Source organism: Spongiibacter sp. UBA1325, from assembly GCF_002306875.1.
GTDB lineage: Bacteria > Pseudomonadota > Gammaproteobacteria > Pseudomonadales > Spongiibacteraceae > Spongiibacter > Spongiibacter marinus.
Genome location: NZ_DBTD01000006.1, coordinates 110,381 through 123,705 on the forward strand (window position 1 = coordinate 110,381; position 13,325 = coordinate 123,705).

Annotated in this window: 11 protein-coding genes; 7 read left to right on the forward strand and 4 right to left on the reverse strand. The window is 56.0% G+C overall.

Annotated features, from left to right (window positions below):
• Positions 1-30 precede the first annotated feature (30 nt).
• Entirely contained in the window at positions 31-2,550 is a 2,520-nt protein-coding gene (hrpB, locus tag B3K78_RS06295; protein WP_286694765.1) for an ATP-dependent helicase HrpB, read from the forward strand.
• Here the strand turns inward: hrpB and B3K78_RS06300 are convergent.
• The 3 genes from B3K78_RS06300 to B3K78_RS06310 form a co-directional block, all read right to left on the reverse strand.
• Positions 2,547-3,383, reverse strand: coding sequence for a sterol desaturase family protein (locus tag B3K78_RS06300; protein ID WP_286694766.1), 837 nt, complete (start codon positions 3,381-3,383; stop codon positions 2,547-2,549). The two genes, hrpB and B3K78_RS06300, sit on opposite strands and share 4 nt — an antisense overlap.
• A gap of 2 nt (positions 3,384-3,385) precedes the next feature.
• A complete protein-coding gene (locus B3K78_RS06305) occupies positions 3,386-4,051 on the reverse strand; it encodes a TetR/AcrR family transcriptional regulator (RefSeq protein WP_286694767.1) in 666 nt (221 codons plus the stop codon).
• A gap of 178 nt (positions 4,052-4,229) precedes the next feature.
• The gene (locus B3K78_RS06310) at positions 4,230-5,096 is read right to left on the reverse strand and encodes a TIGR03619 family F420-dependent LLM class oxidoreductase (RefSeq protein ID WP_286694768.1); all 867 of its coding nucleotides are present in this window, start codon (positions 5,094-5,096) and stop codon (positions 4,230-4,232) included.
• 244 nt (positions 5,097-5,340) lie between these two features.
• Between B3K78_RS06310 and B3K78_RS06315 the strand changes: the two genes are divergently transcribed.
• The 4 genes from B3K78_RS06315 to B3K78_RS06330 all read left to right on the forward strand — a co-directional run bounded on the left by B3K78_RS06315 (position 5,341) and on the right by B3K78_RS06330 (position 10,760).
• Positions 5,341-6,102 carry an SDR family NAD(P)-dependent oxidoreductase gene (locus B3K78_RS06315; protein WP_286694769.1) on the forward strand — a complete coding sequence of 254 codons (762 nt, stop codon included), beginning with the start codon at positions 5,341-5,343 and terminating at the stop codon, positions 6,100-6,102.
• A 43-nt stretch (positions 6,103-6,145) separates the two neighbouring features.
• Positions 6,146-6,907, forward strand: coding sequence for an SDR family oxidoreductase (locus B3K78_RS06320; RefSeq protein WP_204996916.1), 762 nt, complete (start codon positions 6,146-6,148; stop codon positions 6,905-6,907).
• A gap of 12 nt (positions 6,908-6,919) precedes the next feature.
• Positions 6,920-8,017, forward strand: a complete 1,098-nt coding sequence (locus B3K78_RS06325) for an aromatic ring-hydroxylating dioxygenase subunit alpha (protein WP_286694770.1) — start codon at positions 6,920-6,922, stop codon at positions 8,015-8,017.
• 214 nt (positions 8,018-8,231) lie between these two features.
• Entirely contained in the window at positions 8,232-10,760 is a 2,529-nt protein-coding gene (locus B3K78_RS06330; RefSeq protein WP_286694771.1) for a TonB-dependent receptor, read from the forward strand.
• Between the two features lie 61 nt (positions 10,761-10,821).
• Here the strand turns inward: B3K78_RS06330 and B3K78_RS06335 are convergent, their stop codons facing one another.
• The gene (locus B3K78_RS06335; protein ID WP_286694772.1) at positions 10,822-11,910 is read right to left on the reverse strand and encodes an AraC family transcriptional regulator; all 1,089 of its coding nucleotides are present in this window, start codon (positions 11,908-11,910) and stop codon (positions 10,822-10,824) included.
• 132 nt (positions 11,911-12,042) lie between these two features.
• Between B3K78_RS06335 and B3K78_RS06340 the strand changes: the two genes are divergently transcribed.
• Both B3K78_RS06340 and B3K78_RS06345 read left to right on the forward strand, forming a co-directional pair.
• Positions 12,043-12,549, forward strand: coding sequence for a hypothetical protein (locus B3K78_RS06340; RefSeq protein ID WP_286694773.1), 507 nt, complete (start codon positions 12,043-12,045; stop codon positions 12,547-12,549).
• An 11-nt stretch (positions 12,550-12,560) separates the two neighbouring features.
• Complete coding sequence (locus B3K78_RS06345; RefSeq protein WP_286694774.1) at positions 12,561-13,325, forward strand: SDR family NAD(P)-dependent oxidoreductase; 765 nt, start codon at positions 12,561-12,563, stop codon at positions 13,323-13,325.

The following is a 13,325-nucleotide window of genomic DNA, read 5'->3' on the forward strand; positions in this document are numbered from 1 at the left end:
CATGCCGCCGCCTTGCTTGAACCGTTTTCTATGGCCGACGTGCTGCCCATTTTTGCCTTGCTCGACGAGCTCAAAGACACGCTGTCGCAGCGCGATGAGCTGGTGTTGGAAGCGCCGCCAGGCGCGGGTAAAACAACCCAAGTACCCCTATCGCTGCTCGATGCTCCTTGGCTAGCCGGGCGCAAAATTCTCATGCTGGAACCGCGCCGTATTGCCGTGCGGGGCGCCGCCGAGCGCATGGCGCAGCTGTTGGGCGAGGCGGTGGGTGAGACCGTGGGTTATCGCGTGCGCCTGGAGAGCCGAGTCTCCGGCAAGACTCGCATTGAAGTGATCACCGAGGGGATTCTGCAGCGCATGCTACAGGACGACCCGAGCCTGGAGCAGGTGGGCCTGCTGATCTTTGACGAGTTTCATGAGCGCAGTCTGGATGCCGACCTGGGCTTGGCGCTCGCCCTGGAAGGACGGCGCTTATTTTCCGAGCTGCGCGATGCGCCGCTGAAATTACTGCTGATGTCGGCCACCCTGAATGGCGACGCACTGAGCGAGTATTTAAATAACGCCCCGGTGCTGCGCAGTGAGGGGCGGCAATATCCGGTCGATATTCACTACCAGGCACTGGCAAAGCGGCGCGACGGTCGTGCCCCGGATTATCTGGAGCAGATGCAGCGCTGTATCCTGGCGGCTCACAGCCAGCACGCCGGCAATATCTTAGCCTTTCTGCCAGGTCAGGCAGACATTCATCGTCTGGCGAGTCGATTAGCGCCAGCGCTCGACAGCCACACCTTGATCGCGCCGCTGTATGGCAATCTGAGTCTGGCTGAGCAGCGGAGGGCCATCGCCACACCGCCGCCGGGTCAGCGCAAGTTGGTACTGGCCACCAACATCGCTGAGAGCAGTCTGACCATCGATGGTGTAAACATTGTCATCGACAGTGGTCTAGAGCGGACAATGGTGTTCGATGCGCGCAACGGCAGCAGCCGTTTGCACACTCAGCGAATCTCCGCGGCGTCGGCAGCGCAGCGCGCTGGCCGCGCCGGTCGGCAGGCGCCGGGGGTGGCTTACCGCTTGTGGGGCGAAGCCGAGCAACAGCGTTTGCAGGCCCACAGCGAACCGGAAATTCTGCAAAGTGACCTGAGTGCCCTGGTACTGCAGTGCCTGCAGTGGGGCAGTTCCCCGGAGGCACTTCTGTGGTTGGATGCGCCACCCCCCGCACACTGCGAGCAGGCGCTGGCATTACTGAAAACCTGCGGCGCGGTGGACGAGGGCGGCGCGGCGCTGAGCTTGACCGAGCACGGCAAGGCAATGGCGCGCCTGCCATTGCCACCGCGACTGGCGCACATGTTATTGCACGGCCATGCGCTGGGCGTTGCCGAGTCGGTGTGCTTGTTGGCAGCGCTGCTGGGTGAGCGTGATCTGCCGGGCATGGCGGGGGCTGACATTGCCTTGCGCATGGCCGAGGTATCTCGCGAGCCCAAACGCTACCGCCGTATCCTGCAACAGAGTGCACAGTATCAGCGCTTGTTGGCGGGCGCGAATAGCGACGGCGTCTTTGATGGCAACACCGAGCGAGCGCTGGCAATCGCGACCGCCAGGGCCTTTCCCGACCGCATTGGTCGTCAGCGCGCTGCAGGCAGCCATGAATTTCAATTAAGTAACGGCCGCTCGGCATTCCTGGCCAGTGATGATCCGCTGCGCGGCAGCCCTTACATAGTGGCCATTGAACTCAGTGCCAATGTCGGCGACAGCAATGACCGCATTCGCCTGGCTTGTCCACTGCCTGAGTCGGTATTAGAAGACGCGCTGTCGCCGCTAATCAGCGAGCGGGTGTCGGCAGATTGGGATGATGCTCAGCAGCGTTTTGTTGCCGAGCGCCAGCGCTGGCTGGGCAAGTTACTGCTCGACAGCCGGCCAGAAACCGCGTTGGACGAGTCCCTGCGCGAGCAGGCACTGATGGCCTTGTTGCGTCGCAGAGGATTGGATTTGCTGCGCTGGTCGGAGGCAGCGCGTCAGCTTCAGGGGAGGGTGGCCTTGCTGGCCGAGCACGACTGCGCGCCCGGGCAATGGCCTGACTTTAGCGACAGCGCGCTGTTGGACTCGCTGGAGCAATGGTTGCCACCGTATCTAAACGGGGTGAGCAAATTACGTGATATTCAGGCCCTGGATGTTGAGGCCATGCTGTTGGCGCAGCTGGACTGGCCGCAGCAGCAGGCCCTGCAGCGCGCCGCGCCGGAGCGTATTAGTGTGCCGTCAGGCTCGAAAATTCGAGTCGATTATTGTGCTTCCCCGCCGGTGTTGGCGGTGAAGCTGCAAGAGATGTTTGGCTGCGAAGATACCCCGCGCGTTGCCGAGGGCAGGCAGCCATTGTTGGTGCATTTATTGTCACCGGCCCGGCGACCGTTGCAGGTTACCAGTGATCTGGCTGGCTTCTGGCGCAGCAGTTACGAGGCGGTAAAAAAAGAAATGAAGGGGCGCTATCCCAAACACCCCTGGCCAGACGATCCGCTGTCGGCACAGGCCACCGCCTATACCAAGGCGCGAGCGGCTCGCTAGGCGTTGGTTTTTGCCGCTTGCTCGGGCTTGGGCAGCAGCGGTTTGCGCACCACTGGCCACAGCAATTCCTCAGCCCAGTGCAAGCGCGGGGAAATGGGCAAGCCGTAGCGGGTTTGGCGGCCATTGGGAATTTTGGCGGTGCCAAACAGCATATCAAACAAGAACACGGTGACGGCATAGTTGCCATTGGGGTGGGCAGACTTGCCATAGGCATGGTGGGCGTGATGCGTGTCGGGCAGGGTCACGACGCGCTCAATCACCTTCCATACGGGTTCCAATACGGGGGCTTTGTTGCGCAGCCACAAGTCCCAGCGATAGCTGCTATGGGTGCCAAGGTTCACCAGGTAGGTGACAAACACCGCTGCCAGGAAGGCTTCTCCCAGGCCGAAATACACTGCAAAAGCGCCCATCCAGGTTTGCGGCAACATGAATACCCAAAAGAAATTGTAGCGGTAGACCACGGAAATATTCAGGTGCTCGGCACTGTGGTGGGTGCGGTGAATTTTCCACAGCCAGCGCCATTCGTGGGCGGCGCGGTGCAGCCAGTAATGGGCAAATTCCTCAATAAAGAAAATAACCGGAAAGGCCAACCAGAAGGCCGTGCCAGCGAGGCTGCCAGCGCTGTCTGGAAATTGCTTGGCTAGTAGCCAACCGATCACACTACCGATGACCGCGCCAGCCAGAAGTAGGTTGGAAAACATGCCAAATAACATAAATACAAAGTCGCGCAGCGGCCGTGGCGATTTTTTAAGGCGGCCCCCCGCCAGCTCAACAAGGAAGGCGATCAGGAAAATACTGAGAATAACGAGTTCGATGTGCGGCATGAGTTCCATGCTTAGTTCCTCTTATTATGGTTGGCGGTCAGGCCGCCTATCGCGTATTCGATCAGGTTTTGCAGGCGCCACTCCAAGCTGCTCTCGTCCAGCGCGAGCTGGCCCTTGTGCTGCAAGTTGTCCCACTCGGCAATGCTGTAAATAATCTGACTACCCAGCAAGCGAACGCGCTCGTTGTAGATCTCACTCGGCAGCGTATCGGCCAATTGCGCGGCCATAAGCTCACTGATTTTGATCAAGGCCGAAGAGCGCGCGCGATTGCGCAGGAACAGCTCGCGCCAGTGACCGCGCGATAGCAGCTGCGCAATCAAGCTAAGGTAGCGGCTCTCGCCATTGCCGCGAAGCAACTCACTGGCCAGTGGTCTGGCCATTAAATCGACCAGCGCGTAAAGCGTTGGCTGTTTCTGCTGTTCCAGCAAGGCGGCGAGCAGCACTTCCCGCTGTTGATTAATCGGGCGCACCCGATAGTCGATGATCGCTTCTATCAGGCCGTCAAAGGAGCCGAAGTTATAGTTCACCGCAGAGTGGTTTTTGTGACCGGCGGCGCGGGCAACTTCGCGGCTGGATACTCCGTCTATGCCCTTGTCGGCGATCAATTGTTCGGCGCTGAGTACGAGCTGCAAGGCGCCGCTGCTTAAGCTGAGATTGTCGTGCTGGTCTGTTGTCATGCTGGGCAAGATAAGACGATCGTCTTAATAAGTCAAGTGTCTTATTTTGGCTGGGGTTTTTGCTTTCACCATTTTTTGCTTTGGCAGTGCGCCGAGCAAAAAAAAGCCGGCATACGCCGGCAAGCGGGACGCACCCATCGCTGGGTGCAAGAGTGAAGTTTGCTAGGGTTAACAGGCCCTATGACATAAAGCGCTGCGCGAAGCAGGCCAGTTGGTCTTGTTTTTGCGCAAGGCTGCTTTGGTCGACGCCATCTTCATAGGCATTGCGGAAGGCGACGTGGCACTCATCCACGCCCATTTCAGTTAGCGCGTCGAGTCCTCGTTGGCTAAATACATCACCCGAGGCCACTTGAATACGAAAGGGCAGGTGCTCGCGCTCGTAGACTTTGCGGTATTCCTTAAGCGTGTCGATAAGCTGGCGGTATTCGTCGAGGCTGGCGCCGGCGCCAATCCAGCCATCGCCAAGTCTTGCGGCCCGTTTTAAGGCGGCGTCGGAGTGGCCGCCAATCAAAATCGGCAAGGCGAATTCGGGAGTGGGGCAGAGCTGCATGCTGTCGATCGACAGCTGTTGCCCTTGGTAGCTAAAGAAGTCGCCGCTGAGCAGGCCGCGAAGAATATCGATTTGCTCGTTCAGGCGCTGACCGCGTTTTTCCCAGGGAATTTGGCAGCCTTCAAAGTCTTCTGGCCAGGGGCTGATGCCAACGCCGAAGTCCAGCCGGTCACCGCACAGTGACAGCAGACTCGACAACTGTTTGGCCACCACCAATGGTTGGCGAACCGCCAGCTTGTAGACCGAGGTGACAAAACGCAGTGTTTTGGTATGTGCCGCAAGAAAGGGAATAGCAACCATGGGTTCGACAAACGGCTGACCCTTCAGAAAATCTCGCGAGCCGGAGCCGTTATAGGGGTATTTCGACGATGAGTGTTCGGGAAAGCTCAGGCTGTCTGGCAGTGCCAAGCTGTTAAAGCCGAGCTGCTCGGCGCCGTGTGCAAGCGCTGTGTATTGGTCTACCGGGCACATACTTGGGTTGTAGCAAAACTTCATAATTTGCGCTTCTCATTACTCGTTGCAGGATAGTCGTCGAAGGGTCACGGCGAGCTCACCGCGATGGGTGGCGCCCATAGTAGAGAGGCGCACTACACTTGCTGAGCACATTTCCAATCAGATTCGTTGGCCAAAAAATTCAGCGCCGATGAGGTAACGAAAATGTGCATAAAAATAGTGTTTTTTGTCGTCGGGTTCGCCGAGACAGGGGGCTACCATCCTTAAAAAATGCCAAGGGGGAGTTATGGCAGAACAGTTTTTGAAAAATAAAGTGGCACTGGTAACGGGTGCCGGGCAAGGCGTTGGCCAGGGTATTGCGCTGGCGTTAGCCGAACGCGGCGCGGCGGTCGCTCTGCTCGGGCGCAGCCTCGATAAGCTCGAATCAACACGAGAGCGCATTGCGGCAGCGGGCGGCGAGGCCTTGGCGATTAGCGCCAATGTAAAGAGTGCAGAGGAATTAGCTGCCGCGGTTGAACGCTGCGTGGCGGAGCTGGGTGGCCTTCAGATCCTGGTGAACAATGCACAGGAAGTGCCATTGGGAAATTTGCTCGACGTTAGCGAAGACGCGATTGAGGCGGGCTGGCAATCCGGGCCGGTGGCAACACTGCGCCTGATGAAGTTGTGCTACCCCCATTTGAAAGGCGATGGCGTGATTGTGAATTTAGCGTCGTCGGCGGCGATGCGTTGGGATATGTCCGGGTACGGAGCTTATGCGGCCGTGAAGGAAGCGATTCGCGCCTACAGCCGGGCCGCCGCCTGCGAGTGGGGGGCAGAGGGTATTCGCACGAATGTCATTTTGCCCCACGCGATGTCGCCGGCATTGCAATGGTGGACGGAGAACCGGCCAGAGGAAGCTGCTGAGTTTGTTGCCTCTATCCCCATGCGCCGCATCGGTGAGTGCAAAGAGGATATTGGTGAGTTTGTCGCCAGCTTATGCAGTGATGCCTGCCGCTACGTGAACGGCCAGAGCATCGCGCTGGACGGCGGCCAATCAAGAGTCGGCTGAGGTTTGCCTCAGCCAAGCAAACAGAATAACAAAGGGGAAGATCATGGGCGGATACGTGGTAACAGGCAGCGCATCAGGCATTGGTGCGGCGGTGTGTGAGCGCTTGGTGAGTGACGGTGAGCGAGTGGTCGGCCTGGACCGCCAGGATGCCGATATTGTCGCAGACTTATCGACGGAGTCGGGCCGTCGCGGTGCGGTCAGCCAAATACTGAGCGCCTTCCCCGATGGTCTGGATGGCTTGGTCTGTTGTGCAGGCATCGGCGGAACCAGTCCGCGTGTTGAGCTGATCCCCGAGGTGAATTTTTTTGGATCGGTCGCGCTAGTGGAGGGCTTGGCTGATGCCTTGGCGCAGCGCCACGGCGCGGTGGTTCTGGTGTCCTCTAACTCTGCGCCCCAGCCCAGCGACGACGCGTATATCGAGGCGCTTATCGCCGGTGATCATGCGGCGATGGCGGCGCGCTTATCGGCGGTGAGCGGCCATGCCGCGTACAGCGGTTCCAAGCAGGCATTAGCGCGGTGGATGCGTCATAAGGCGCCCGATTACGCGCGCCGCGGCGTACGTTTGAATGCAGTGGCACCGGGTTACACCCGCACCGCGATGACAGCCGAGACGGAAAACCACCCGGAATACGGCCCGGCGATCAAAGAGTTTCTGGCCAGCATCCCCCTGGGGCGCGCGGGTGAGACAAAGGATATAGCCAACGCCATCGGATTTTTACTGAGCGGGGAGGCGGCGTTTGTCAGCGGCTCTCTGTTGTATGTGGACGGCGGTCATGACGCCATGTTCCGCCCCGATAGCATTTAAAAGGAGTAAGCAATGGCGAAGGCCGCAGACTATGGACTGGGTCCAAACACCTTTCCCAGAGGTTGGTTTTTAATTGCAGAGTCGAGCGAGCTTGGACAGTCGCCGCTGGCCTTGCGTTTTTTTGCCCGCGATTTTGCACTCTATCGCGGCGAGGATGGCAAGCCGGTGCTGCTCGATGCCTATTGTCCGCATATGCAGTGTCACATCGCCGCCAGCGATACCGCTGTTATCGCTAAAGAAGGCGCGCAAATCGAAGGTTCGTCGATTCGCTGCCCCTACCACGGCTGGCGCTTTGGGCCGGATGGGGTTTGCGATGACATTCCCTATCACGACGGCCCCATGCCGCGCTCGGCTAAGCTTACCAGTTACCCGGTGGAGGAGGGCATTGGAGGTATCTGGATGTGGTTTGACGAAGACGGTAGCCAGCCGCAATACCCGGCACCGGCGCTGGACCAGTGGCACCAGCCACAGTGGATTCAGTGGCAAATGGATCACCTCGGTGAGCTGCCCGTTCAGCCTCAGGAGGTGATCGATAATATGGCGGATGCCCGGCACTTAGGGCCGACCCACGGTGCACCCTGCGAATACTTCGAGAATGAGTGGCGCGACCACATCTACATTCAGCGTCAGGGCGGTTTTCACAAGGAATACCAGGCGATGCTGCAAACCACCACGTGGTACACCGGCCCCGGCCTGTTGCTGTCTCACCAGTTATTTGCCGAGGTGGAGAGCATTGAATTCATTGCCAATACACCGGTGGAAGACGGTGTGACCAAACTCTGGCACGGCGTGTTAGTGAACAGTGGCAACAGCTCGCCGGGCGAGGCGGAGCGGGAGCAGGCCCGTCAAATTCAGGCGGGGGCCTTGGATTCGTTGGCGTCCGATTTTGGCATCTGGCAGAACAAGCGGGCGGCGACGCGGGTATTACAACTAAAAAGTGATGGGCCGTTTGCCCGAGGGCGGCGTTGGTACAAACAGTTTTATCAGCCCGTGGATCAGGCGAAGGCCAGCAGCAGCGATGTGAACGGCGTCTGCCATATTCCCGGTTTAGACGAGCCGCCCGCTGGGAGCCGAGCGGCAGAAGATGGGTTCGCGAGCTTACATCAATGACTCAAATTGCAATTTTTGTGCTGTACAAAAAATGAACGCTTCGGCGCATTTTTATGAATGATTTTGTTGTCGTTTTTTGAAAGCTTGGGCGTACTATTTCGAGAACTAAAATAAGTTTATAAATTAAAACCATTGCGACAGTCGAAGTCGCATAGAACACGACAAGCTGTGAGGTAGCCGCTCTCAGCTCTAATAATGAAAAGGGAGTCATGGCATGAAAAAATACCCGTCTACAGGTGGTTTGAAATTAAAGGTGTTGCCGGTAGCGATTGCGTTACTGTCTTCGCCTGTAATGGTTTCAACTGCTTCTGCGCAGGCATTAGAGGAAGTGTTAGTCACCGCGGAGCGCCGAGAGAGCTCGCTGCAGGATACACCCATTTCGATTACCGCGTTGACCAGCGATGGTATAGAAAAGCGCGGAATTACCAGCACTGATGATATGTTTGCCTCCATGCCCAGCATGGGCGGGTATTCGGCGCCAGGTTCCCGTGGTGCGACTAGTTTGAGTATTCGTGGTATCTCAGGTGGTGTTGGCTCTAATATCTCTCTAGACCCCGCGGTGGGTATGTACGTAGACGGCGTCTATGTAGGGAAAATGCTTGGTGCGGCAATGGATGTCGCTCAAATTGAGCGCATCGAAGTGTTGCGTGGCCCGCAAGGTACATTGTACGGGCGTAACTCAACTGCTGGTGCAATCAATGTAATTTCGAGAAAACCGTTGGGAGAGTTTGCAGCCGATCTTACAGTGGGTATTGGGAACTATGGGCTGCGCACATTAAAAGGTAGTCTCGACTTAGACTCAGTAGGCATTGTCGGTGAAGGTGCTGGAAAATTGAGTGCTGCCTTTAACTTTCTGAAAAAAGATCGCGATGGTTTCTATGAAAACTACTCGGGTGGCGGCGATTTTGACGACATGGATCGGACGGCATGGCGTGCGGCACTGCGCTGGGAGCCGGTTGAGGGTCTAACGGTCGATTATATCTACGACCATAGTGAATTAGACGAAGTTGGCGCTCTGCAAAAAGTGGTGGGGTTTACTGCACTGACCACGCAAGGGACCAGTCGTTTAGATTTTTTGAAAAATACGGTATTGCCTAATGCTCAGGGTTTGGCCATGGTTCCTGGCTCGGATCCTAGGATTTCCAGCCGTTGGATTCCCTCTATTAATAAAACGATCGAAGCCTACGAACGAGCGCTTGAGCGCGGTGAAGGGCGCCCAAAGGGCGGTTGGGCAGAAAACGCGCCTATCAGTGAAAATGATTCGGATGGGCATGCGATAACAGCGGAATTGTTCCTGGGTGAGCATGAAACACTGGGAGAGGTGACGTTTAAGTCGATAACCGCATATAGAGATATCGAAACATATGTTTTTGGTGACCTGGACGATATTGATAGCAGTTTAGATGTAAATGGTGTCGGAGCGTATAACGACAGTTTACACGGCGCTTTGCTGCAGCTTTATGGGGGCAGTGGAGGTTTCTCCTATCCTCTCGTTGATGGTGTTTGGAATGCGGTTGACCAATTAGGAGCGGGGCACTCTCTGCAAGATACCAACTCAGAGTATGAGCAGTTTTCGCAAGAATTTCAGTTGATTGGCTCTACCCCTCAGCTGGATTACACCTTGGGGCTTTTTTGGTTTGAAGACGAGTCGAACTACGACCGCCGCGCGGCTTTCGCTTTACCGCTCGCGGGCCGTCAGGCAGAGAAATATACGCTCAATACGGATGCTTTGGCAGTGTATGGTCAGGGTACCTACCGCTTTGCTCAGCTGGAAGACCGCTTAGCCTTGACCATTGGCATGCGATATACCGAAGAGAAAAAAGCCGTTGATTACAATTTTGGCGAAGTTGTCAGCCCTTTCGGAACGACGCCGGCGCGCTCAACGAGCCTGGATAACAACTTTTACAACTTCAGTTATAACGCCACCGTTGCCTACGATTTTGCCGATAATATCAATGCTTTCCTGCGCTATGCGACAGGCTATCGTTCCGGTGGTTTCAATGGTGAAATTTTTGGAAATGGTTTCGATGAGGAGACTATCGAGCAGGTTGAAGTCGGGGTGAAAACAGATTGGCTGGACAATCGCTTGCGCGTGAATGCAGGTCTGTATGGCTATAAATACGACGACTTGCAAACCAGTGTGATTGACACCTCTAGCGGCACCGCGGCATCGGGCATCATCAATGCTGGTGTAGCGGAGCGCTGGGGAAGTGAGGTCGAGATATCTGCTGCACCCATTGAAGCGATGGTGGTGAGCCTGGCTTACTCCTATATTCATGGTGATTTTGCTGAGTATCCCAATACTTGCCTGAATGGTGAATGTATTAACGGGTCAAAAGAGTCGAGACGCGGTAACTCACCAAGCAATAAGGTGAACCTGAGCGTTGATTACACTTTTGCGCAAACTTCTATAGGTGATTTCAGTGTGTTCGTGGATGCCAATTGGCAGGACACTTGGGAACAGGTGAGTTTGGCGCCAGCCATCATTTCTGATGGTATGGGTGGGCAGGGTGTTTTTTCATTCCCCGTACGCTCGATGGATGAGCGAACAGTCGTTAACGGCCGTATCAGCCTCAGTAATATCCCAGTTGATAAAGGGGAGTTGATGGTGTCTCTGTGGGGCAACAACCTCACTGACGACGACTACCCCGCATACGGTATTAATTTTCAGGGACTTGGGCTTGAAACGGAGCAATATGGCGCGCCACGTACCTACGGTATGGAGTTGCGTTACCGCTTTTAGTTTTACGAGTATCCCCTCTATGGCGAGCTGCGGCTCGCCTTTTTTGTGCCCGGGATACGGCTCAGTCGTCGATAAATTCAGAACGGTATTGTTTTGGCGTTAGGCCAGTCCAGTTGCGGAATGAGCGAATAAACGAGCTGGATTCAAGAAAGCCTAGTAACTCGCCGATTTCGTGAATTTTTAGTTTGTCATCGCGCAGGTGGCGCATGGCGATGTCGCGGCGATAGTGGTCTTTCAGTTCCTGGTAACTGGTGCCCTCACTGTTTAAGCGGCGGCGCAGGCTGGACGGCGACATGTGAAGATTTTCAGCCATATCTTCAAAACTAGGCAGCGCCCCTGCGCCGCTTTTTGCTAACAGGGAGCGGATGGCCGCGCCGGTACTTGCCGGCCGCGAGTCTTGTGAAATGAGGGCGTAAACCGCGTTGCGCAAAAAGGCTTCCAGCGATTCGCTGGTGTGAACTGTGCGGTAGCGCAGGCACTCAGCAGGGAAACAAATCGCGGTGTAGTCACAGTCATATTGCGGCGGCACGCCCATCACGCTGTTCACGCTGTCTGAGTAGGCGTAGGAGAATTCTGGCGCGGCAATTTTCAGGCCGCTTAGCTCAATGTCGCGCCCGACCAGCCAGCCCATAAAGGCGTGCCATACCCGCATACCCGATGCTTTCGCAACGGTGTCTGAAAACTCCGTGCGATCCCAGCTATCAGGCAAAAACTCCGGGCTGATTTTGTCGGCATCAAAGTGATAGATCAGCTCCGCAGTACCGGCATCAACAATCAGCTCTATGCGATAGCCGGTCATGCTGTAGAGCATTTCCTGATAGCGCTGTGCGCGGTGCAGGGCATCTTCAAGGGTTTGGCAATTGATAATGCTGTAGCACATAAAGCGAAATACATCGCTGCCTATTCCCGAGCCCCAGGGCACTGCAATATTGAGTTGTTGCATGGCTTCGGCGGCCAATTCATAGAGGCTGGAATAACGGTAGCCGGGCAGCATTTTATCGTCTTCAGCTGCCATTAAATCGTCGATATTCAAGCCAGAGCGTTTGGCGATAGCGCGCTGGTCGATGCCGACTTTGTCCAAATAGTCGAGCAATCGCAGAAATTTGCGCACGGGCATTTCGTGCATGGCTGTCGGTTGAGGCATGGTCATAAGACACTCTTTGCGCCGCGTTATTGGTATTTAATGTCGGCGTTTCTGAAAGTTTTTGTGCTTTAGCAAATGCGTGTGTCCAACAATACTAAGAGCCTAATAATTAAAAGCAATTACGCAATTGGAGTAGGTATGACTTCAGATAGCCGCCGCCATATTTATAAGGAAGCCTCCACCAACGGTGTGATCAATGGCTGTGTAAACGGTGCCTTTGCCTGGTACCTCAGCGAGGAGAAACCCACCCTTGCGGTGTGGGGCGGTCAGGGCGTGATCGTCGACTTTATCGCAACGGCCGCCATTCTGGTTTTTATTCTCAGTTTGATCGTACTGCCTCTGCAGCGCCGCAAAGTTACCAAGCTGGGCTTGGCGGCGGTGCAACCGCCATTCGCATTTATTCGCTACCTGGGCTGGCTAGCGCCCCATCGCGATGCGCTAAAAGCTCTAGCGCTGGCGCTACTGGCGGCCTTGTTGAGCGTGCCGGTGCTCGCCGCATTATTTTCCGTGGCAGGCGTGGAGACACTCAGCCGAGTCGATTTTACCTTGTTGAAGTCGGTGTATACCGGGGTGGTTGCCGCGCTGGTGGTACCGCTTATTGTTTTATTCGCGATGCACCCTGTGCGCCGCGTTCATGCTTCCTAAGGAGATAGAAAGTGTCTATAGCATTGCAGGATAAAGTCGCATTAGTCACCGGCGGCGCAACAGGAATTGGCCGCGCGATTTGCGAAGAATTGATTGCTCAGGGAGCCAGGGTTGCGGTTTTGGATGTGAATGATGAGGCCGGTCAGCGTTGTATTGCTGAGCTAAATCAGGAAGGAGAGCGTGCGGTATATATGCACTGTGACGTCAGTGCCGAGGACGAGGTAAAGCAAGTTGTCGCCGCCATCCTGGCGCGCTTTGGCAGACTCGATCTGGCATGCAATAACGCAGCGGTGAGTCGCGGTAGTGGGCCCATTCATCAGTTTGAGCGCAAGGTGTTCGACCAAACGCTGGAGCTGTGCCTGACCAATACCTGGCTGTGTATGAAGTATGAGATCGACGCCATGCTCGCTAACGGCGGTGGCAGCATTGTGAATATTTCGTCCAACGCCTCGCTGCGTGGCCAGGCATTTAATACTGCTTACGCGTCGGCAAAGGGCGGTGTGAATATTCTGACGAAAAGTGCCGCCACTGAATACGCCACACAGGGTATTCGCATTAATGCCGTATCGCCCGGGGTTATTCGTACTCCAGGCTTGGAAAAGTATTTTGAAGAGCAGCCCAAAATGGCGGAGCAATTGCGGAAGGTCGCCCCGATGCAACGCCTGGGTGAGCCCGCAGAAATTGCCAATGCCGTGGCGTTTTTGCTCTCTGACAAAGCGTCTTTTATTACCGGTCAGCTGCTGTCTGTCGACGGCGGCGGTGCAGTGCGAGGATAG